The following is a 20966-nucleotide window of genomic DNA, read 5'->3' as shown; positions in this document are numbered from 1 at the left end:
AGGCATTCCCACGCAGAGCGTGGGAACAATCTTGTCGATCACCGTACGGGCATCACCACTCAGCAAAACTGCCATCGGCATGGCGCCAGATCGGGTTGCGCCAGCGGTGGCCGACGGCCGCGCGTTCGATCACATACTCCTCGTTGATCTCGATCCCCAGGCCCGGGCCATTCGGGATTTTCACGAAGCCTTTGTCGTAGTCGAACACCCGCGGATCCTTGACGTAATCCAGCAGGTCATTGCTCTCGTTGTAGTGGATGCCCAGGCTCTGTTCCTGGATGAACGCGTTGTAGCAAACCGCATCCAGCTGCAAACACGCCGCCAGTGCAATCGGGCCCAGCGGGCAATGCAGCGCCAGCGCCACGTCGTAGGCTTCGGCCATGTTGGCGATCTTGCGGGTTTCGGTGATACCGCCGGCGTGGGAAGCATCCGGCTGGATGATGTCGACGTAACCTTCGCTGAGCACACGCTTGAAATCCCAGCGCGAGAACAAGCGCTCACCGAGGGCAATCGGGGTGCTGGTCAGCGGCGCCAATTCTTTCAGTGCTTCGTAGTTTTCGCTGAGCACCGGCTCTTCGATAAACATCAATTTGTACGGGTCGAGTTCCTTCATCAGCACCTTGGCCATGGGCTTGTGCACCCGGCCATGGAAGTCAACGCCGATGCCGACGTTCGGGCCCACCGCATCGCGCACGGCGGCGACGTTGGCCAGGGCCAGGTCAACTTTTTCAAAGGAATCGAGGAATTGCAGCTCTTCGGTGCCGTTCATTTTCACCGCAGTGAAACCACGCTCGACGGCTTCTTTTGCAGCGCGAGCGGTGTCCGCCGGCCGGTCGCCGCCGATCCACGAATAGACGCGAATCTTGTCCCGCACCTGACCGCCCAGCAGATCGCTAACCGACACACCCAGGGCTTTGCCCTTGATGTCCCACAACGCCTGGTCGATACCGGCCAGCGCGCTCATGTGGATCGCGCCACCCCGGTAGAAGCCGCCGCGGTAAAGCACGGTCCAGATGTCTTCGATGTTGCGTGGGTCTTTGCCGATCAGGTAGTCGGACAATTCTTCAACGGCAGCGGCGACAGTGTGCGCGCGGCCTTCGACCACGGGTTCGCCCCAGCCGGTCACGCCCTCGTCGGTTTCGACCTTGAGGAAGCACCAGCGTGGCGGCACGATGAAGGTGGTGAGTTTGGTGATTTTCATCTTTTGTCTCTCTTATAGATGTAGCGCTCGCAGCGCCAAAAAGTCTTAGCGAAGGGCTTTCCAGGCAGCCACGTAGGCCTTGGCGTTAAGCGCCACCTCATCTGGCGTCATGCCCGGTTTGAACAACCCGGAACCTAGGCCGAAACCTTTAACGCCCGCGTCGATAAACACCTGCATGTTGTCCGGCGTGATCCCGCCGACCGGCGCCAGAATCGTTCCCGCAGGCAGCACCGCGAGCCACGCTTTGACGACTGCCGGGCCCATCTGCTCGGCCGGGAACATCTTCAGCACGTCCGCCCCTTCGGCCAATGCCGCAAAGGCCTCAGTCGGCGTCGCCACACCCGGCGACAGAAACAACCCCGCCACTTTTGCTGCGCGCAACACCTTGGGATCGCTGTGAGGCATGACGATCACCTGACCGCCCGCCGCTTTCACTTGCTCGACCTGCTCCGGCGTCAACACCGTGCCGGCACCGATCAGGCAATCGGCGGGCAAGGCACTGCGCAGGATGCGGATACTTTCGTACGGCTCAGGGGAATTGAGCGGCACTTCGATGACGCGAAATCCGGCGGCATAAAGGACTTCGCCGATGGCTGCCGCTTCTTGCGGGCGCAGGCCACGCAAAATCGCGATCAGACCGTTTTGCGTCAATGCTTGCTTGAGCATGTCAGACCTCCAGTCAGGTTTAACGGGATGGGTTGGGTGTGATCAGTCCGGCGGCAACCGCCAGCTGCCACAAGCCGCGTTCGGTGGCCTGTTCGGCCAGGGTCACCTGGGCAAAACCGCAGGCGTCGAGCGCCCGGCTGTAGCGGGCACAGAGTTGGGAATTACCGATAAGGACGATCGAAGGCAGATGAACGCTGTTGCGTCGGCGTCGCTGAACACTCGCCAACGCTGACAGTTCATGGCCGATCAACAGACCGGACAAGTAATCCGGTTGGGCGGTGGCGCTGAGTTCGCCAGTCAACCCAAGGCTGCGGGCACTGAACAATGTCGACAACGGCCCGATCTCGCCATCCGCCGACAAGGCCACTTGCACACCACGATCAAAGGCTTGGCCATCGAAGGACGCGCCCTTTTGCTGGGTGCGCCCCAGAATGCTGTGTTCGCTGAGCACGGCGAAGACTTCGCCGGTCATGAAGGTATCGAAATGCACGATGCAGCCGTCGGCCACTTCCACCCATTTCGAATGACTGCCCGGCAGGCCGATCAACAGATCACCACCCGCCTCGGCCGGTAGATTCTGCAGCACGCCGAGCACTTGGGTTTCTTCGCCGCGCATCACGTTTGGCAAACGAGACCGCTGAATCACGCCCGGCACGATGTGCACATCGACACCGCGAAGACTGCGAACCGTTTGTAGGGAGATTCCGAGATTGGCGACGTTCGCCGGCGTATCGCGGTAGGCCGCTTCACGCCAGCCTTGTGCGCTGCCGACCATGCCGCAAGCAATCACCGGCAAATCGGGCTGCGCGTCGAGCCAGTCACCACAGGCCTCATCGAAGGCCAGTTCAAAACCGTCGGTGCATTCCTGACCCGCGATCATTCGCGGCGTCCTGGGCAGCTGCATGATCCCCGACGACAGCGAACGCTGTTCGAGCACCTGGCCACCCGCGGCGAGTTTGTAAGCACGTAATGAGGTTGTCCCCCAATCGAGCGCGATCAATTGCGCCAGCATCGCTTCACCTGTTTTGTTTATTGGCAGTGAGTGAGCTGGACTATAAACCCGGACGCATCAAAATCTCAATATATAAATATCACTCCCATATTATGGGATTTACAAGTGTGACAAGATTTTCTACGCCGACGCTTTAAAATGCCCGGCCATTGCAGCCGTACGCCCACTCAAGGAAGAAAAATGAAGATTGCTTCAAAGGCTCTGCTGTTATGCGGCGTGCTCTGGTCCATGGCGGCATTCAGCGCATCGAAAGAATTGAAGGTCGGTGATATCTGGGCCTACAAAAACCGGCCGGGCGAGGATGGATCGACACTCACGATCCTGAAAATCGAAAATTATCCGAAACTGGGCAAGGTCGTTCACATCAGGGTGGACGGTTTTCGGATGATCAATCCGGTGACAGGCAATGAGTTCAACGACATGCCTCACCTGCCCTTCCAGGCAAAAACCCTGGAACGCAGCATCACCCACCGTGTGGGGGAAACTGCAGAGATTCCGGACTTCAAACAGGGATACGCGGCGTGGAGAGTGGCTTTCGATGAGGAGAAGGCCGGGGTTTTCAAGATCAGTGTCAGTAAAACACTCGACGGCATGATCAATGGTAACTGGGAGGACAGTGAATAACATTCACTTCAAAGCATTGGCTACAGTGACCGCCATGTTTCATTGCCGACAAAAACGTATTGGCTTATCGCCTTTTCTCCATCCGAGTACTCACCGTAGTACAGCACTGGATAGTTGAAGGATATTGCAGCGGAAAACTTCGCCACCTCAAAATAAACTGCTCGCTCGACGCAATACACAATCAACCTGGAGTGAGAGCCCATGTACTGCTCAAAGGTCAGGTATCGCAGGCATGATGACCAACAGTGACCACGTCCCCACAGGGTGCCATTCAGACACGCGCCGTTGACTGACACCTCATTCCAGCTATCGCCGAATCGTGCCTCGTCTTGATAAGTCCACTCAACGATCAAAGAGCGATCAGGCGATGAAATGATTGCACCGTTGTAGCCGATGTATAAAGGAACCCCCGTACCGCTCTCAATCATTTCATTCTTGATTGGGACCTGCACAGGCACTTCCGCGCACGCACTAACGTTATCCGTCAATGGTGGTGAGTCGGTGCGTTTATCCAACGCACGGTTATAGAACCTCACACCCAGCAAAAACACTGCGGCCACCACGATCAGGTACAGCATAAAATTCCTTTCTAAGTGTCACGCGAGGCAATAGCGATTTCCGTAATCGCCAGTAACGCTAGTGTCCATACCGATCACCGCCCCTCAGCAAACTCCCTTAACACCGCCCCATCCATCCGATACCGCACCCACTCTTCCTGCGGCTGCGCGCCCAACGATTTGTAGAACTCGATCGCCGGTTTGTTCCAGTCCAGCACGCTCCACTCAAATCGACCGCAATCATTGGCGCAGGCGATTTTCGCCAGGTGACGCAACAAGGTTTTGCCCGCGCCGCCGCCACGCTGATCGGGGGTGATGTAGAGGTCTTCGAGGTACAGGCAGTTGCTGCCCAGCCACGTGGAATAACTGAAGAAAAACACCGCAAAGCCGATTGGCGAGCCGTCGCGTAGGCAGATCAGCCCGTGGGCGGTGGCGCCTTCGCTGAACAGGCTGCGCTCGATGTCGGCGACGCTGGCGATGACTTCGTGGCGGGCACGTTCGTAGTCGGCCAGTTCAGTGATGAACCCGAGGATTTGCGGTGCATCGCTCGGGGTCGCCGGGCGGATCTCGATCGTCATGGACGTGCCTTCGTCAAAAGTGGAAAACGCCATACTAAGTCGGCGCGCGGCGCTCGTCACACTGGAAATTCAAAGCTGATCCATGGAGCATGTGTAGCAAGGCTATGTCGCTGCAAAAGACGTTTTCACTTAACAGGATGTTTATGAACACTGATGCTTTCGCACCACTGCAACTCCTCGCTGGACAACTGCTGCCCCACGCGCTTGAGCCGTCGGAAGATGGCGCCCACGATCTGTCGCACTTGCAGCGGGTGTGGAACAACGTGCGTACGCTTCACGCTGAAGAAGGTGGAGATCTTGAGGTGCTGCTGGCGGCAGTGCTTTTGCACGATTGCGTGGCGGTAGAGAAGAACTCGCCGCTGCGTTCTCAGGCCTCGCGGCTGGCCGCCGAGAAGGCATCGAAATTGTTGGCGGACATGGTCTGGCCAGACGCAAAAGTCAGCGCGGTTGCCCATGCCATCGAAGCGCACAGCTTTTCCGCCAACATCGCGCCGACCACTCTCGAAGCCAAAATCATGCAGGACGCCGACCGCCTCGATTCCCTCGGCATGCTCGGTGTGGCGCGCACCTTTTACATCGCCGGACGTATGGGCAGCGCGTTGTACGACCCAGAGGATCTCGAGGCGAAGGACCGGGAATACGATGACAAACGTTTTTGCCTCGACCATTTCCAGACCAAACTGCTGCACTTGGCGGATGGATTCAAAACGACCACCGGCCAGCGTCTGGCGCAGATTCGCCACGAACGGTTGAAGGGGTTCATGGAGTTGTTCAAAGAAGAAATCGGCGCCTGCTGAAGCTTTACTCCGGCCAACACTAACCCTGAAATCGATAACCTCAGACCTAACATCGACGCCTTGCATGATAGATAGATAGATGAGGCTCTCTTCTATCGGGTCAAGGAACCGCGTCATGCCTAGTGCAACACCCCAAGTCTCCAGCAGATTGTTCGGCCTGTTTTGCCTGGCCAGCTATTTGCTGTCGCTGTCCTATGGCTCGACCTTTTTGCTGTCGTTGTTGATCGGTTCCCGCGGCGGCAACGAGCACGATGCCGGCAGTGTGATTTCGGCGGCGATGCTCAGTACGTTTGCAGCGGTAATCGTCTCCGGGCACTTGTCCGATTTGCTCGGCGCGGCCCGCTCGATTGCGCTGTTCGGCATTCTGCTGGTGGCCGCCAGCCTGGGCTTCGCCTTGGCGCCAGGCTTCGGCAATCTGCTGTTGTTTTTCGGGCTCTTGCTGGGGCTGGGTTGGGGCGTGTTCTACACCCTCGGGCCGATCATTGTGGCGAGTCTGGTAACGCCTGCCCAACGTGCGAAATACTTTGCGCTGTTGTCGGGCAGCATGATGACCGGGATCGGCAGCGGTCCCTTGTTAGGCCGCGCAGCCAGTGCCCTCGGCTATCCAATCACCGCGGCGTTTTACCTCGCGGCGCTGGCCAGCCTGATCGGCGTGTTGCTGTTCTGGCGGTTGGATTCGCAGCTGAAAAAAGCGCCCACCCACTCGGCAGCGGTGTCACGAATTTCCTGGCGTGCAGCGGCACAAGTGCTGTCGTCCAGAGCGGTGTTCCCGATCATCATGGTCGGCCTCGGCGGTTGCGTTTTCGGCGGTCTGTCGAGTTTTCAAACCAGCTACGCCGCCGCGCGTTCGCTCGACTATTCACTGTTCTTCCTCGGCTTCATGAGCGCAGCGATCAGCAGCCGCATGCTGATCGCCGGTTTCGTGGTCAAGCGCGACCCGTTCTGGGCGTCCTGCCTGCTGTCGGGCTTGATGATGGGCTCGATCCTGATGTTCGGGTTTGTCGTCGACGACGGGTTCAGCTACGTGCTGGCGGCGGTGATGCTCGGGGTCGGTTACGGGCTGACCTATTCGGTGATCAATGGCCTGGCGGCCAACGAGGCGCCGAACGGCACCACCGCGCAATCCTTGCTGCTGTTCAGCCTGTCCTACTTTATCGGCGTGTTTGGCTTTCCGTTGCTGGCCGGGAAAATCATCGTGGAACAGGGAATGGCGACGCTGTTGCTCACGGTATTGGCGGTTGCTGTACTGAATTGGCTGATCAGCGTCGGCCGGTTGGTCTGGCGTCGAACCGTTACTAGCAAAACGTTGCAGCAGGCCTAGACCGTTCGTCGTTCATCAGGCACCAATCCAAATCGGGGGCGGACCAACATCAGGTAAGGACTCTAATTAAATGGACCTATCCACACCCATGAAGAGGTAACCATGAACGCCGATAAAAACCTTGAGAACGAAGTCCTGACCCGTCTGCTGCATGCCCATCCAAGCGGTTTGGGCAAAGAGGTCCTGGACAATTACCGGGGGGAGAGAGTCGTGGCCAGCACCCTCGCCACGCTGCAGGATCGTGGATTGATCCAGCATGGTCATGTGATCTGCAACGAGGCCGGTGAGCACTCGTTGAACTTGCCGATCAAACTCAGTGCCGCAGGGGTTGAGGCGGCGCGCAAGCTGGACGTTTAACAAGACGAATCAGGTCGCAGTCGTGCGCGGCTGCGACCGTTTGAGAGATTCTACAAGCAGCAGGAGAAATCCCATGCCTCGTGGAAGCAAAGACAAATACACCGCCGAGCAGAAACACAAGGCCGAGCACATCGAAGAGAGCTACGAGCACAAGGGTGTCTCGAAAGAGGAAGCAGAAGCCCGGGCCTGGGCGACCGTCAACAAGCAGTCGGGTGGCGGTGAACGCAAAGGTGGGTCCGGAAGCAAGAAACCGGCGAGTGCCAAGTCGCAGGATCGCCAGGAATCAGCTCGTCGTGCGGTGGCCAGCCGTGAAGGTCATTCGCGAAACAGCAAGGCTTCGCGCGAAACCCAGACCGTCGACAGCTTGATGAAAGAAGCCCGGGCGAAGAAGATTCCGGGACGGTCGAGCATGCGTAAGCAGGAGTTGATCGAGGCGTTGCGCAAGGCGAGTTAAGGCCCATGGTTTGTGTTGAGGCTGATGGCCTAATCGCGGGCAAGCCCGCTCCCACAGGTTTTGGGGTGGACACAAAATTTGTGAACACACTCGATCCATGTGGGAGCGGGCTTGCCCGCGAAGGCGGCAGATCAGACGCTAATTGTCTTCCTGATCAACTCATCCACTTCAGCAGTCCCCGGCGAAGTCGCCGGCCCCCATCGAGTCACCGCCAACGCCGCAGCTGCATTAGCCCGCCGAGCAGCCTCAGCCGCCGACAACCCTTGCGCCAACCCGGCCACAAACACCCCGGCATGCGCGTCCCCCGCGCCATTGCTGTCCACCGCCTCAACCTTGAAACCCGGCACATGCTGGCGGTCTCCACGCTGACTGATCCAGCACCCTTGCGGTCCGTCACGCACCACCATCAACACGTCGGCCGGCAGATGTTCGGCCAACCGGTTCAAAGCGTCGGCAATGTCCACCGCACCGGTAAACTTCAACGCCTCGACACTGTTGCTGGTCCACAGATCGATGCGCGCCAGCAAGGCTTGCATCAACGGCTCATCCGGCGAATCCACCAGCGGGCCCGGATCGAACACCACGTTGATCCCCCTCGGCAAATCCAGCACCCAATCCACCAGCGCCTGGGCTTTGCCGCCATGCAGCAGGCTGTAGCCGCTGACGTAGACATAGTCACCCGCCTCGGCCGGCACGCTGGCCAAATCCTCGGCCGTCAGCTCACCTTCGGCACCGATGTAGGAAATGAAACTACGCTCGGCCGAGGCTTCGGTTAACGCGACGCACAACCCCGTATCCCGTTCGGCGCTGCTCTCGATGCCAATCCGGATACCTTCAGCCCTCATCGCCTCACGGGCAAGATCGCCGAAACGCCCGGTACCGTGACGCCCGAGGTAAACCACCGGCAAGCCATTGCGCTGGGCGGCAGCCATCACATTGAAGCCGCCGCCAGCCTCGAAACTGGCGGATTGCGCCAGTACGTCGCCACCCGAATGCGGCAATTTATCCACGGCCATGACCAGGTCGATCATGACCTGGCCGGTGTGCAGCAATCTAGGCATGAGCGTTCTCGGTCAACGCGGCGCGGCGATCCTTGGCCCCGCCGAGTACAAAATAAATGCCGCCGGCCACCAGGAACGTCACGATCCAGCCGAGGCCGTTATGGCCCAGCCAGGAGTCAGACAGGAAACCGCGGTACCACACGGTTTGTTCGGTCGTGCCGATGGTGGTAAAGCTGAAGCCCAGCGCGATCGCCACCGCCCACGCACCAAAGGCGCGCCACTCGATACCGCCGCTGTACCAGTAAGCGCTGCTCGGGCTGACGTCCAGCAGGTCTTTGGGGCTGTAGTAATGACGATGGATCAGGTCGACGACGAAGATCCCGACCCACGCGGTGATCGGCACGGCCAGCAGCGAAATGAAGGTAATGAACGGGCCGTAGAAACTGTCGGCGATCAGCATGAAATAGATCGAACCGGCGAAGATCGCGACGATGTCCACCACCACCGCGTAAACGCGTTTGACCTTCAGGCCGAGGGTCAACGTGGTCAAACCGGCGGAGTACACCGACAGGTTGTTCGACAGCAGCAGCCCACCGAACGCGGTGATCAGGTACGGCACGGCCATCCAGGTCGGCAGCATGTCGCGGATCGCGATGATCGGGTCAGTGGCCGAGGCCAGGTCATTGTTGCCCACTGACAGCAGGCCGCCGAGGGTGATCAGCAGCACCAGCGGAATCCCCGCACCGAACGCTGCCGACGCCACCAGGCGTGCGGCTTTGACGCTGCGGTGCTGGTAGCGCGACATGTCGGCACCGGCGTTGGCCCAACCAATCCCGGTCCCGGCGGCCATGGTGCCGACGCCGATGATCATTGCGCTCAGCGGTGCAGGCGTAGCATTGAACACCGCGCTCCAGTCGATGGTGGCGCAGAGGAAACCGCCGACCAGAATGTTCAGCGCGCCGAACACATAGGTTGCCCACTTCTGGATCACCAGCAAGGTGGCGTGACCGAGACCCGAAACCGACAGGGTCAGCAGCACGAAAATCGCAATGAAGATCAACGTCAGCACAGGCGCGCTTTTGGCTTCCACTGGCGAGCCGAACAGGATCGAGCACAGCGACAGCAACACGAACGCGGCGGTGGTGGTGTTGACGGTTTCCCAACCCAGACGCGACATCAGCGAGACCAGGGTCGGACCGATGTTGCCGCGTACACCGAAGATCGCTCGCGACAACGTCAGGCTCGGTGCGCGACCACGGCGACCGGCAATGGAGATGATCCCGACCACCGCGAAGGAACCGGCAGCCCCCAGGATCGCGACGATGATCGCCTGCCAGATCGCCAAGCCGCGAAAGGCTACAAGGGTCGCACCCAGCGGCAGGCCGAGGATGGAGATGTTGGCAGCAAACCAGACCCAGAACAGCTGCAGCGGATGACCGTTGCACTCCGCTTCCGGCACCGGTTCGATGCCACGGGTTTCCAGTTGCCCGGCACTTTGCCCGGCGTTTGATGAACTCATGTGAAATGCTCCTGTTGCCTTTGTTGTGGTTGTGGGCAATGACGGAAGACGAAACAACATCCCGGCTATCCTGGCCAAGTTCGTGCGATCCATTGCGTGGTTATCAATTCAAACAGGCGGCGCGTCTATCGCGAGCAAGCTCGCTCCCACAGGGATAGTGCAATCCTTGAGGTACACGCTGTACCTGTGGGAGCGAGCTTGCTCGCGATGGCGTCAGTGCTGTCAACGCAAGGCGAGGAGTCCTTTCACTAACGGTTCCAGCTCGAGATCGTTAACGGTTTTAACCTTGTCGATCATCGCCGCCGGCCAACTCTCAAGGCCCAGGCAGGCGCCGAGCATGGCACCGAGAATCGCCGCGATGGTGTCAGTGTCGCCGCCCAGGCTCGCGGCCATGCACAGCGCTTCGAACGCGTTCATTTCTCCAATGGCCACTTGCTGGGCCAGGGCAAACGAGACCACCACCGATTCCTGTGAAGCCACCGAAGTGCCGATCACGTCGTACATCAAATCCGCCAGCAATGCCTTGTCGCTGTCGACACTGATGGTCCGCGCCCAACTGATGCGCGAGGCGATGCGTCCGCCAGCCACCCAGTAACCGTGGCCTTCAGCTTGCTGAGCGATTTGCTGGCCGAGGGTCAACGCCTCGCCCAGGTCCATGCCGTTGATACCGGCCGAGACCACCGCCGCCACCGCCGCCGCGCTGGAAATGCCCAACGTGGTGTTATGGGTGACCTGGCAAGCCTGCACGACAGCGTTGATGAATCGCTCAGGGTTGGCGACATCCGCCGCGATCCCGACCGGCGTGATGCGCATTGCCGCGCCATTGGTGGTGCCGTAGCGCCCCGCTTCTTCCGGCGAGTGGCCGGCGAGGATCATTTCGATGGCGCGTTTGGTCGAAGGGCCAAGCAAGTCTTGCGAGCCCTTGGCCTGCATCGCGGCTTCCCATTCGATCAACCGTTGGGCAAGCAGCGACGGTTCGATCCGGCCCTCGCCTTCAACCAGCAATTGGCCGACCAGGATCGCCTGTTCGGTGTCATCGGTGATCGAGCCTTTGAGCATGTTGGCGGCGATCGGTTGATCGGGGCCTGCGTCTTCCAGGTCAGTGATTTTGCCGAAGCGCACCTTGATCTCGGCGCGGCTCAGGGATTGGGTCGGCATGCCCAGCGCGTCGCCCAGGGCCAGTCCATAGAACGCGCCAAGAGCACGATTGAGCGCGGTCATTTTGACTCTCCAAACTGCAGGTGCAGGCGAAAATGCAGCGGGTCGAGCAAGCTTTCGACCTGTTCCATGAAGCGGTTTTGCCGGTCGTAGGTGGTGCGCAAGGCCTTAAGGAACACCGTGCCTTCCGGACGGCCGAGCAGTTCGGCGTCTTCGGCGTTCAACGGTTCGGCACCGATCCATTGATCGCCACGCTCGCCGATGTAGCCGTAGGCGGCCAGGGTGATGGTCAGGGAATTGTCGATAAGGCCGACCCGCGGCAGGCTTTCCAGACCTCCGGTGGCGGGCATCAATGAGCGTTCAAGGGAGACCAGCTTGCCTTCGTTGGAACGGCGGCGACGGTCGAGGGTAATGAATTGGTCGGTGCCGAAACGCGGCAACAGGTCAGGACGGGTGACCGCCTCCAGCCGCAGCACTTCGGTATTGATCAGCGCCCCGCTGTCGGCCAGGGCCTGGGCCCAGCCGCTGCGCTGATCGAGCACCACACCGTCGAAGGTGACGATGGAACCCACCCCGCTTTGCGTCGCGATGTAATTGCGCCGTTTCAACTCAGCCAGGGCTTCGCGCAGCGTGCCGCGGCTGACTTTGAATTCTTGAGCCAATTGATGCTCGCCCGGCAGCAGAAAGCCGTCCTCCATGAGGCCGCTTTCGATGCGCCGGATGAGTTCGTCGACCACCCGTTGTTTCTTGTCAAATCGTACCTGTCTAATCATGTACAAAGAGATAACCGAAACGGGGTTGGGCGAGCAAGGAATATTTAAGGGAGGTGACGGGAGGATGTGGATGTTCGCGTTAGCGGGGTGATTCAGATATGCCGCCATCGCGGGCAAGCCACGCTCCCACAGGTTACGCAAAACCCTGTGGGAGCGTGGCTTGCCCGCGAAGACGTCAGCCCAGACAGCACAACTCTCAGCGTTGTTTGAGCCGGTCTATTACAACGGCCAGCAACAGGATCGAACCCCGAATCACATACTGATAAAACGTATCGATATTCTTCAGGTTCATCGCATTCTCAATAATCGCCAGAATCAACACCCCGGCAATCACATGCCGAATCATGCCGATCCCGCCGCTCAACGACACCCCGCCCAACACACACGCAGAAATCACCGTCAGCTCAAAACCCTGGCCAATCATCGGCTGTCCGGACGTCATGCGCGAAGCCAGGATCACCCCGGCCAACGCCCCGATCACCCCGTGGACGGCGAAGATAATGATCTTGGTCCGATCAACGTTCACCCCGGCCAGCAACGCCGCTTCCTGGTTACCGCCGATGGCCATGGTGTTGCGCCCGTAGGTGGTGTAATTCAGCAGCCAGCCGAAAAACAGGAAACAAACGATGGTGATAAGGATCGGCACCGGCACACCCAACAACTGGCCGTTACCGAAGACGAAGAACTGCTCTTGCGACACGCCCACCGCTTTGCCGTTGGCGAAGATGTAAGCCAGGCCGCGAACGATCTGCATGGTCGCCAGCGTGGTAATCAACGCATTGACCCGCAGCTTGGCGATCACGATGCCGTTGATCAATCCGACGATCAGCCCCATGAACAGCGCCGCCACCACACCGAGAAACACGCTGTCGGTGTCGCGCATCACCACCGCCGCGACCACGCCGGCGCAGGCAATCACCGACCCCACCGACAAATCGAAATGCCCGGACGCCAGGCAATACAACATGGTGCAAGCGGCAATCCCCGTTGTCGAAATCGCCAGGCCCAGGCCGCGCATGTTCAATGGCGAAAGGAAGTTGTCGATCAGCAAGGTGCAGAGCACGAAGATCCCGACGGCCGCCAGCAGCATCACCCAGTCATCGAGAAAGCGCCGCAGGTCCAGAGGTTTTCGCTGGGTGGGCAAAGCGTTGTTTTGGATTGTCATAGTCACCTCTCAGTTCGCCACGCCGTCAGCGCGTTGGCGCGGCAAAGCCAGTTGCAGCAGGTTGGATTCATTGGCCTCTGCGCGAGACAACTCGCCGCGCATCGCGCCTTCGCAGAGCACCAGGATGCGGTCGGAAATACCCATCACTTCCATCAGATCGCTGGACACCACAATCACCGCGATACCGCTGGCGGCCAGGTTGTGGATGATCTGGTAAATCTCGGCTTTGGCACCGATGTCGATGCCGCGAGTCGGTTCGTCGAGCAACAGGACTTTCATCGGCATCGACAGCCACCGGCCGAGAATGGCCTTCTGCTGGTTGCCACCGGACAGGTACATGATTTTCTGCGCCGCGTTGGGGGTCTTCACTTTCAGCGCCTTGATCTGCTTGTCGGCGTTGTCCTTCTCCCACAGGCCACGCAACAGACAGCCGAAGGTGGAGTGGGCGCCGCGAGCGCTGATGTTGATGTTCTCGGCGACGCTGGCGAGCGGCAGGATGCCCTCTTTCTTGCGGTCCTCGGGGCACAGCAGAATCCCGGCGGCAATCGCATCGCGGGGTGAACGCAACTTCAGTTCATGACCGCGCAATTCCAGGCGTCCGGCAGTGTTGCGCTCAAGGCCGCTGAGCATGCGGAACAGCTCGGTGCGACCGGCGCCGACCAAACCGAACAGCCCGAGAATCTCGCCTTTGTGCACCTCGAAACTCACTGGCTCACGCAAACCCGGCCCCAGCAAACCGTCGACCTTGAGCGCCACCGCACCACGTTGACGGTGGCGGTAATCGTAGATGTCCTGAATGTCGCGACCAACCATGCAAGTCACCAACTGATCGTGAGTCAGTTCGCTCATGTCCTCGAAAGTACGCACAAAGCGACCGTCCTTGAACACCGTCACCGCGTTGCAGATGCGGAACACTTCTTCCATGCGATGGGAGACGTAAAGCACCACTTTGCCTTCGTCGCGCAGGCGGCCGATGATCGCCATCAAACGATCAATCTCCCGCGCCGACAGGCTGCTGGTCGGTTCGTCAAACGCGATCACATGCGCACCCCGGGACAAGGCCTTGGCGATTTCCACCAGTTGCCGCTGACCGAGGGACAAGCGCCCGACTTTCTCTTGCGGATCGATTTCATCGGCCAGGCCCTTGAGGCAGGCCAATGCCTGTTGCCGCAACGCGCCACGATTGATCAGGCCGAAACTGGCCGGCAGGTGACCGAGGAACAGGTTCTCTGCCACGGTCATTTCCGGGACCAGGTGCAGCTCTTGATGGATCACGGCGACACCACTGCCGATGCTGTCGGCGGTGGACTTGAAGACCCTCTTCTGCTCGCCGATCTGCAGGTCGCCGCTGCTCGGGGTGTAAGCCCCGCCGAGGATTTTCAGCAGGGTCGATTTGCCGGCGCCGTTCTCGCCCATCAAGGCGTGAACCTGCCCCGGATGGGCGACGAAGCTGATGCCATCCAGCGCCTTTACCCCGGGAAAGGTCTTGCCGATCCCGTTGAAGCGCAAGCTGCCGCCGGCATTGTGTTGTTGTGTTTTTGATTGCGCGTGCATAACCCACCTCTTCACACAGATCAGGCAGCCCCGTCGCCAGGGCCACCGATGAAATCAACCGGTCCTCAGTTCCAGAGGCCGATCTTTTCCAGTTCCTGCTTGAAGTTCTCGCGAGTGATCAGCGTCACGTCGTCCATCGCGGTGTACTTCGGTGGTTCTTTGCCGGTGGTGACCCACTCGTACATCATGCTGGCGGTGTTGTAGCCCTCGATGTGCGGACTAGGCAGCATCGAGCCGAAGAAGCCGCTGTTGGCCTTCTTCAATTCGCCGATGGCGTCGGTGCCGTTGATGCCGATGCCGATCACATTGGCTGCGGCAAACCCGGCGCTCTCGGTGGCGCGCACGCCGCCCAGCACGGTGTTGTCGTTCATGCCGCCGATGATCAGGTTTTTCGCTGCGCTGGGCAGTTTCACCAGCGCCGAGTTGGTGGCGTCCATGCTGCCCGGTACGTCGAGGGTTTTCAGCGCCGAGAACAGAACGTGGTCTTTCGGCATGCCGGCGTCTTCCAGCGCTTTGACCGAACCGTCGGTGCGTTTCTTGCCGGTGTCGAGTTCGTTGAAGGTGTTGATCACCGCGTAGGTATCTTTCCAGTCCCAGCCACGTTTCTTCGCTTCGGTGGCCATGGCGCTGCCTTGTTTCTGGCCGACTTCGAACGCGGCCATGCCGAGGTATGGAACGTCTTCCATGAACTTGCCGCCGGCATCGACGAAGCGGTCATCAACGGCGATGACTTTCAAACCGTTGAGTTTGGCCTTGGCCATGATCGCCGGGCCGAGGGATACGTCTGGCGGGCAGATCACAAAGCCCTTGGCACCGTTGGCGGCGAGGCTGTCGATGGCCGAGAGGGTTTTCTCGCCGTCCGGCACGGCGATCTTGATGACGGTGAAGCCCTTCTCTTTCCCGGCCTTTTCGGCAAATGCCCATTCGGTCTGGAACCAGGGCTCTTCCGCCTGCTTGACCAGAAAACCGATCTTCACTTCCTCGGCCGCCAGCAACGAACTGCTCAGGCTGACTGCGGTGACCGCCAAAGCGGCACAGCACAGGGAACGGATCCCACGACGACGATTCATAAGCTGACTCCTTGTTATTTTTTTTGAGCGTTATTTGAAAGCCAATCAAACTGTGCAGCTAATAGTCATATCGTATGATGATTGGATTTCAGGCGTAGTTCCGCGTCTGAAATCCGTTTTACTCAGTCGTGGTACATGACCGAGCGACCGCCATCGATGGTGATGCACGAGGCATTGATGAACGGCGCTTCATCGCTGGCCAGGAAAACCGCCGTCATGGCGACTTCGATCGGCTGGCCAATGCGACGTGGCGGATGCAGATCGAAAGCGCGCTGACGTTCGGCATGCGGGTCGGCAAAACCGTTCCAGTAATCGACGTTCAGCTGGGTTTCGATGTAACCCGGCGCGATGGCGTTAACGCGAATGCCCTTCGGCGCATATTCGATGCCCAAAGCGCGGGTCAGGCCGAGCAGGCCATGTTTGGCCACAGGGTACGGGAAGCAGCCGGGAATGATGTGAGTGGAATGGGTCGAGGCGATGTTGATGATGCTGCCGATGCCCTGCTCGATCATTTGCGGCAGCACCGCTTTGCAGCCATACCAGGCGCCGTCCAGATCGATGGCGAAGCAGCGACGCCAGTCTTCCTCGGTCATTTCCAGCGGATCGCGGAACACATTGACCCCGGCGCAATTGACCAGCACATCGATGCGACCGTGCAGCTCGATCGCCAGTCTGGCCATGGCGTGCAGGTCTTGCTGGTTGGAAACGTCAGCCTTGATTGCTTGAACGTCGAAGCCTTTGTCCCGCCAGTGCGCCGCGACTTTTTCGACTTTCTCACCCTGGATATCGCTGATGATCAGCTTGGCCTGCTGGGAAGCGAACGTCGCGACAATCGCCTCGCCGATACCCTGAGCGGCGCCGGTCAGCAGCACCACCTTATTTTTCAGGCGCTCACCCTTCGGCGGCTCGGGCACCGGTGGCAAGGAAAGAGGTTCAGCCATGGATCAAGACTCCTTTTCGAACACACGACAAAAACCGGGCATCTGTCGATGTCCGGTCAAAAGGCTTTTTGGAAAATCGCTGCATCACTTCACCTGTTTTGTTTTTTTAAGTGTGAGTGCGTGTAACTGATGGAGCCGACTATAAACCCGACCGCCAAATAATCTCAATATATAATTTTACATCCCATATTTTGGGATTCATCCCGCAAACCGAGTACAGGTTTTTCCGGGCACTTCGACTCGAATCGACAGCAACGCACCGTCCAACGGATGGTTGAGCGGGCTCGCGGCGCTGGTGATGTAAAGGGTTTTCAGGTCTTCACCGCCGAATACGCAACTGGTGGGACGACTGATCGGCAGTTCGATCACGCGATCAACCTGCCCGTCCGGGGTCAGCCTGAGCAGACAACTGCCATCCCAACGGGCGTTCCAGATGTAACCTTCGGCATCCATCGCCGAGCCATCAGGGCCGCCACGTTCATGGGGCCCGAACCAGACGCGGGCCGGGTCGAGGTTGCCGTCGGTGCGGATGAAATACTGGTAAAGCGTGCTGTCGAGGCTGTCGGCGAAATACACGGTGGTCGCATCGTCGCTCCACAGCAACGTGTTCGGGATGCCCAACCCTCGAAGCAACGGCGTGACCCGGGCATCGCGATCGATGCGAAACAGGCCACCGGAACACCGCACGATGGGCACGTCTTCGCCCAGCTCGCCAATGTTGTTCTGCATGGTGCCGAGCCAGAGCCGGCCCTGAGCATCGCAGCGGGCTTCATTGGCGCGATTGCCGGGTTGCGGATCAGCGACGCAGAGCAAGGTCAGTCGCGGCTCCAGGCCGGGGGAATCCAGATCGAGTCGATACACGCCACTGTTCAACGTCACCAGCGCATCACCGCTTTCGCAGGGAATGAAGGCGGACACGTGCTCGGGCATCTGCCAGATCTGCACGTTGGCGCCAATCAGCCGCAGCGCCTGTTGACCGGCGATATCAACCCAGTACAGCGCCTGGGTCGGCGCGTCCCAGAATGGGCCTTCGCCCAGTCGTGCCCGGTGTTCGGTAACCGCAGTCCACGTCATGAAACCTCCTGCTTTTTATTGTTGTCAGCTGGCCTTTTTGTCGGCCATGACTTGCGGGTAGAAGCGCTTGATGGCCAGGTCGGCGTTGTCGATCAGGGTCATGCAAGCCCAGACACCCCGCGCGGCATCCCGGGCGGCGATGGCCTCGGCCATGTCTTTGTGAATCGGCAGCGTGCGGCGTAGTTCGTCCGGGTCGGCGGCGGACACTTCGAACGACACCGCCAACAGCGCGCCGAGGGCTGGGACCATTTGTTCGATAAATTGATTGTGGCTGGCAGCGAGAATGCACTCGTGGAAGAACTGGTCGGCACGGTTGTAATCGATGCCGCTGTCCACTGCCCGCTCCAATGCGTTGTAAGCCTGAAGGATAGCGTGAACCTGCTCGACGGTAGCGCGCTCGCAAGCCCAGCGCACGGCCATGGGTTCGATGGTGCGGCGCAGGTCGAGCAAGTCGTCGACGAAGTTTTCCGGTAAGCCGCTGCGCGACAGCCAGCCTACGACTTGTGGATCAAAGAGGTTCCAGCGGCGCACCGGCAACACCCGCGTGCCGACCTTGGGCCCGACTTCAAGCATGCCCTTGGCGACCAGGGTTTTGATCGCTTCGCGGATAACGGTGCGGCTGACACCGAGTTGCTCACCCAGGTCGGCTTCGACCTTGAGTGTCTCACCCGGTTTGACCTGCCCCGTGGCGATCCAGCAACCCAGCCAATCGACCGTCAACGCATGAAAACTGCTGGACATGGACACCTCGAGTCAGGGACGGCACAAAGCCGTGCGCGATGGGTGTCCACGCTAATCATCATACGATTGAGTGTCAATTTGATTTTTCTGTCTGACGGCGTTCAGGCGAGCGATTTGAACGAATGCATGTTGTGACCTACGGTTAGCCGCGACAGATCAAGCGCAACTAAAGTCCGCTATCGACAGGTATAAGCATGAACATGGATGCGTCTACGCAATACCCGATTGTTTTGGTCCACGGCCTTTTTGGCTTCGATAAAATTGCCGGTTATCCCTACTTCTTCGAGATCAAGGAAGCTCTGGAACACGCTGGGGCCAAGGTGTTTGCCGTTAACATTCCCGCCGTGAACGGAAACGAGGAGCGCGGTAAAAAACTGCTCGAACACGTCAACCGTATTTTGCAGGAAACGGGAACTGCCAAGGTCAATCTGATCGGCCACAGCCAAGGTCCATTGGCTGCACGCTACGTAGCGGCGCTACACCCGGAAAAGGTCGCATCCGTCACTTCTGTCAGCTGCCCCAATCATGGCTCCGAGATTGCCGACCAATTGCATAAGGCGCTGACGCCTGGAGAGTTGCCCGAAGCGCTCGTACTCGCCCTGTTCAAAGCAGTCGGCAAATTCATTTCGTTGATCAGCGACCATCCGGAAAACCCCCAGGACCCACAAGCGGCTTTCGAATCCCTGACCAGCGCAGGTGTGGCAGCCTTCAACAAGAAGTACCCGCAAGGGCTACCGCAAATTTGGGGTGGGGACGGCAACGAAATTGAAAACGGCGTGTACTACTACTCCTGGAGCGGGATCCTGCAAAACTTTCAAAGTCTGCAACCTCTCGATCCGTCCCACTTGAACTGTATCGTGCTGTCGAAGTTATTTTATAAAGAGAAACACGCCAACGATGGGCTCGTCGGACGGTACAGCTCGCACCTGGGCAAAGTCATTCGTTCGGATTACCCGATGGACCATTTTGATGCAGTGAATCAAATGGCCGGGATCACGAGTTGGAACGTAAGCCCGGTCCACCTCTATCTTGAACATGCTGCTCGGCTTAAAGACAAAGGTTTGTAGGCAAAAAAAATGGCCCGCTTGAATAGCGGGCCATTTTCCAGAACACAGCAACTTGGCGAGTTACGGTTCAAGTCCGATGGGGAAGAACTCGCCAGCGCTCCACACGCCCAACCAGCGCTGCCCGTCGATCTCGCGGGTGACGGCCAGCTCCACCAGTTGGTAGAACACGTTGCGGTGGATCAGGGCTTCGAGGTTGGTGCGCACATGCACGTAGGGCGCAGGTTCCTGCGTGACCGGGTCGATCACCACGCGCATGGGGTGTTCGGTGCCGGCTTCGGCAGTCTCGTCAACATTGGTGGTGAAACGCAAGACCTGGGTTTCGCCCTCGCCTTCGACCTCCACGGCAATCGCCACGAAGGGCGCATCGTCGACCTTGATGCCAACCTTCTCGACCGGGGTGATGAGGAAGTAATCGTCACCATCGCGGCGAATGATGGTGGAGAACAGCTTGACCATCGGCTTGCGCCCGATCGGCGTGCCCAGGTAATACCAGGTGCCGTCACGGGCGATACGCATGTCGATGTCGCCGCAGAAGTCGGGGTTCCACAGGTGGACCGGCGGCAAGCCTTTGGTTTTGGGGATTTGCCCCAACAGATCGTTGGCTTTTTGCGGGCCACTCATGGCGTTCTCCTTTTGAATTACTGGTCGCTGAGCCCCAGCAGGCTGCGCGCGTATTGCTCCAGCGGCGGGCCCATCAGGTCTTCTGGCTTTTTGTCGTGGAACGTCAGTAAACCGCCACGACTCTTGATACGTGCAGTATCAATCAAATACTGGGTGCTGGTCTCGATCAACATGATTTGAATGACACCACCGTCGATACCGAGGCGATCCAGGGCTTCCTGATCAAGCCATTCGTCCGAGTTGCCGATACGGTCGTCAGACTTGGCGAACCGGGTATAGAGCAGGTAATGGGCACCGGCGGCACGGGCTTCGCCCATGGCTTGATCAAGACCTTCCGGGGCACGGGCGCGGCGGACCATCGGGAAGTATTCGACAAAGCCATCGAAGGCGACTTCGGCTATCACGTTAGGTCGTGGGTAGACAGTACTGCCTGGCGGCACAAAGGCGCCCTGGGCGATATAGACGAATGAGTCCGGTTGAATGCGCAGGTTATTCACACGGCGGCTGTCGCTATGGTCGAGCAACCCCGCGTCGCTCATGTGGTAGCGAGTCCCTTCAGCCAGATCGCTGACATTCATGCAGCCACCAAGCGCCAAAACGGCCAGCAGCAAAACCAGGCTACGCATCCTACCCTCCAGAGGCCGGTGACGGAAAACCGGCGAATGGCCATTGGATGCAGCTTCCGCGCCAGCTCGGGAGAGGCATGGCTCTTGTA

Annotated in this window: 23 protein-coding genes; 6 read left to right on the top strand and 17 right to left on the bottom strand. The window is 59.2% G+C overall.

Annotated features, from left to right (window positions below):
* Positions 1-52 precede the first annotated feature (52 nt).
* The 3 genes from dgoD to ACMXYI_RS14720 are packed head-to-tail and all read right to left on the bottom strand — an operon-like array spanning position 53 to position 2879.
* Positions 53-1201 carry a galactonate dehydratase gene (dgoD, locus tag ACMXYI_RS14730; protein ID WP_008152275.1) on the bottom strand — a complete coding sequence of 383 codons (1149 nt, stop codon included), beginning with the start codon at positions 1199-1201 and terminating at the stop codon, positions 53-55.
* Positions 1202-1246: 45 nt separating this feature from the next.
* Positions 1247-1867, bottom strand: coding sequence for a 2-dehydro-3-deoxy-6-phosphogalactonate aldolase (locus tag ACMXYI_RS14725; RefSeq protein WP_415773730.1), 621 nt, complete (start codon positions 1865-1867; stop codon positions 1247-1249).
* A 19-nt stretch (positions 1868-1886) separates the two neighbouring features.
* On the bottom strand, positions 1887-2879 hold the full coding sequence (locus ACMXYI_RS14720; protein ID WP_415773729.1) for a 2-dehydro-3-deoxygalactonokinase: 993 nt from the start codon (positions 2877-2879) through the stop codon (positions 1887-1889).
* Between the two features lie 180 nt (positions 2880-3059).
* On the opposite strand from ACMXYI_RS14720, the gene ACMXYI_RS14715 reads away from it, so the two are divergent.
* Positions 3060-3503 carry a hypothetical protein gene (locus ACMXYI_RS14715; RefSeq protein ID WP_415773728.1) on the top strand — a complete coding sequence of 148 codons (444 nt, stop codon included), beginning with the start codon at positions 3060-3062 and terminating at the stop codon, positions 3501-3503.
* A 20-nt stretch (positions 3504-3523) separates the two neighbouring features.
* Here the strand turns inward: ACMXYI_RS14715 and ACMXYI_RS14710 are convergent, their stop codons facing one another.
* Positions 3524-4081, bottom strand: coding sequence for a hypothetical protein (locus ACMXYI_RS14710; RefSeq protein ID WP_415773727.1), 558 nt, complete (start codon positions 4079-4081; stop codon positions 3524-3526).
* A gap of 74 nt (positions 4082-4155) precedes the next feature.
* Positions 4156-4638 (bottom strand): GNAT family N-acetyltransferase, encoded by a 483-nt coding sequence (locus ACMXYI_RS14705; RefSeq protein WP_056745432.1) that lies wholly within the window; start codon positions 4636-4638, stop codon positions 4156-4158.
* Between the two features lie 143 nt (positions 4639-4781).
* Between ACMXYI_RS14705 and ACMXYI_RS14700 the strand changes: the two genes are divergently transcribed.
* The 4 genes from ACMXYI_RS14700 to ACMXYI_RS14685 all read left to right on the top strand — a co-directional run bounded on the left by ACMXYI_RS14700 (position 4782) and on the right by ACMXYI_RS14685 (position 7567).
* The gene (locus tag ACMXYI_RS14700) at positions 4782-5435 is read left to right on the top strand and encodes an HD domain-containing protein (protein ID WP_415773726.1); all 654 of its coding nucleotides are present in this window, start codon (positions 4782-4784) and stop codon (positions 5433-5435) included.
* A 115-nt stretch (positions 5436-5550) separates the two neighbouring features.
* Entirely contained in the window at positions 5551-6756 is a 1206-nt protein-coding gene (locus ACMXYI_RS14695) for an MFS transporter (protein WP_415773725.1), read from the top strand.
* 102 nt (positions 6757-6858) lie between these two features.
* Positions 6859-7113 (top strand): hypothetical protein, encoded by a 255-nt coding sequence (locus ACMXYI_RS14690; RefSeq protein ID WP_033056985.1) that lies wholly within the window; start codon positions 6859-6861, stop codon positions 7111-7113.
* Positions 7114-7186: 73 nt separating this feature from the next.
* Positions 7187-7567 (top strand): Rho termination factor N-terminal domain-containing protein, encoded by a 381-nt coding sequence (locus ACMXYI_RS14685; protein ID WP_415773724.1) that lies wholly within the window; start codon positions 7187-7189, stop codon positions 7565-7567.
* 131 nt (positions 7568-7698) lie between these two features.
* Here ACMXYI_RS14685 and ACMXYI_RS14680 read toward each other — a convergent pair whose 3' ends face one another.
* From ACMXYI_RS14680 to ACMXYI_RS14635, 10 genes are all read right to left on the bottom strand, one after another.
* A complete protein-coding gene (locus ACMXYI_RS14680; protein WP_415773723.1) occupies positions 7699-8628 on the bottom strand; it encodes a PfkB family carbohydrate kinase in 930 nt (309 codons plus the stop codon).
* Positions 8621-10087 (bottom strand): purine-cytosine permease family protein, encoded by a 1467-nt coding sequence (locus tag ACMXYI_RS14675; protein WP_415773722.1) that lies wholly within the window; start codon positions 10085-10087, stop codon positions 8621-8623. Before ACMXYI_RS14675 ends, ACMXYI_RS14680 begins: the two co-directional genes overlap by 8 nt.
* A 222-nt stretch (positions 10088-10309) precedes the next feature.
* Positions 10310-11308: an ADP-ribosylglycohydrolase family protein gene (locus ACMXYI_RS14670; protein WP_415773721.1), complete on the bottom strand. Its 999-nt coding sequence runs from the start codon at positions 11306-11308 to the stop codon at positions 10310-10312.
* Positions 11305-12018, bottom strand: coding sequence for a GntR family transcriptional regulator (locus ACMXYI_RS14665; protein WP_415773720.1), 714 nt, complete (start codon positions 12016-12018; stop codon positions 11305-11307). The genes ACMXYI_RS14670 and ACMXYI_RS14665 overlap by 4 nt, the downstream gene beginning before the upstream one ends.
* Positions 12019-12214: 196 nt before the next feature.
* Positions 12215-13183 carry an L-arabinose ABC transporter permease AraH gene (araH, locus tag ACMXYI_RS14660; RefSeq protein WP_111451791.1) on the bottom strand — a complete coding sequence of 323 codons (969 nt, stop codon included), beginning with the start codon at positions 13181-13183 and terminating at the stop codon, positions 12215-12217.
* Positions 13184-13192: 9 nt separating this feature from the next.
* Complete coding sequence (gene araG / locus ACMXYI_RS14655; protein WP_283181203.1) at positions 13193-14737, bottom strand: L-arabinose ABC transporter ATP-binding protein AraG; 1545 nt, start codon at positions 14735-14737, stop codon at positions 13193-13195.
* 65 nt (positions 14738-14802) lie between these two features.
* Complete coding sequence (locus tag ACMXYI_RS14650; RefSeq protein WP_415773719.1) at positions 14803-15807, bottom strand: substrate-binding domain-containing protein; 1005 nt, start codon at positions 15805-15807, stop codon at positions 14803-14805.
* 122 nt (positions 15808-15929) lie between these two features.
* The gene (locus ACMXYI_RS14645) at positions 15930-16748 is read right to left on the bottom strand and encodes an SDR family oxidoreductase (protein ID WP_008152305.1); all 819 of its coding nucleotides are present in this window, start codon (positions 16746-16748) and stop codon (positions 15930-15932) included.
* Between the two features lie 198 nt (positions 16749-16946).
* Complete coding sequence (locus tag ACMXYI_RS14640) at positions 16947-17822, bottom strand: SMP-30/gluconolactonase/LRE family protein (protein WP_415773718.1); 876 nt, start codon at positions 17820-17822, stop codon at positions 16947-16949.
* Between the two features lie 24 nt (positions 17823-17846).
* Positions 17847-18563 (bottom strand): FadR/GntR family transcriptional regulator, encoded by a 717-nt coding sequence (locus ACMXYI_RS14635; protein ID WP_415773717.1) that lies wholly within the window; start codon positions 18561-18563, stop codon positions 17847-17849.
* Between the two features lie 194 nt (positions 18564-18757).
* Here ACMXYI_RS14635 and ACMXYI_RS14630 point away from each other — a divergent pair, with 194 nt between their 5' ends.
* The gene (locus ACMXYI_RS14630; protein WP_415773716.1) at positions 18758-19630 is read left to right on the top strand and encodes an esterase/lipase family protein; all 873 of its coding nucleotides are present in this window, start codon (positions 18758-18760) and stop codon (positions 19628-19630) included.
* 60 nt (positions 19631-19690) lie between these two features.
* On the opposite strand, the gene ACMXYI_RS14625 is transcribed toward ACMXYI_RS14630, so the two are convergent.
* On the bottom strand, positions 19691-20251 hold the full coding sequence (locus tag ACMXYI_RS14625; RefSeq protein WP_046049085.1) for a DUF1285 domain-containing protein: 561 nt from the start codon (positions 20249-20251) through the stop codon (positions 19691-19693).
* Positions 20252-20268: 17 nt separating this feature from the next.
* Positions 20269-20877 carry a DUF4823 domain-containing protein gene (locus ACMXYI_RS14620; protein WP_102614828.1) on the bottom strand — a complete coding sequence of 203 codons (609 nt, stop codon included), beginning with the start codon at positions 20875-20877 and terminating at the stop codon, positions 20269-20271.
* Between the last annotated feature and the right edge of the window lie 89 nt (positions 20878-20966).

Origin of the sequence: Pseudomonas lyxosi (assembly GCF_047758685.1) — a bacterium.
Taxonomy (GTDB): domain Bacteria; phylum Pseudomonadota; class Gammaproteobacteria; order Pseudomonadales; family Pseudomonadaceae; genus Aquipseudomonas; species Aquipseudomonas lyxosi.
This window is presented reverse-complemented; position numbering and strand designations above follow the sequence as displayed.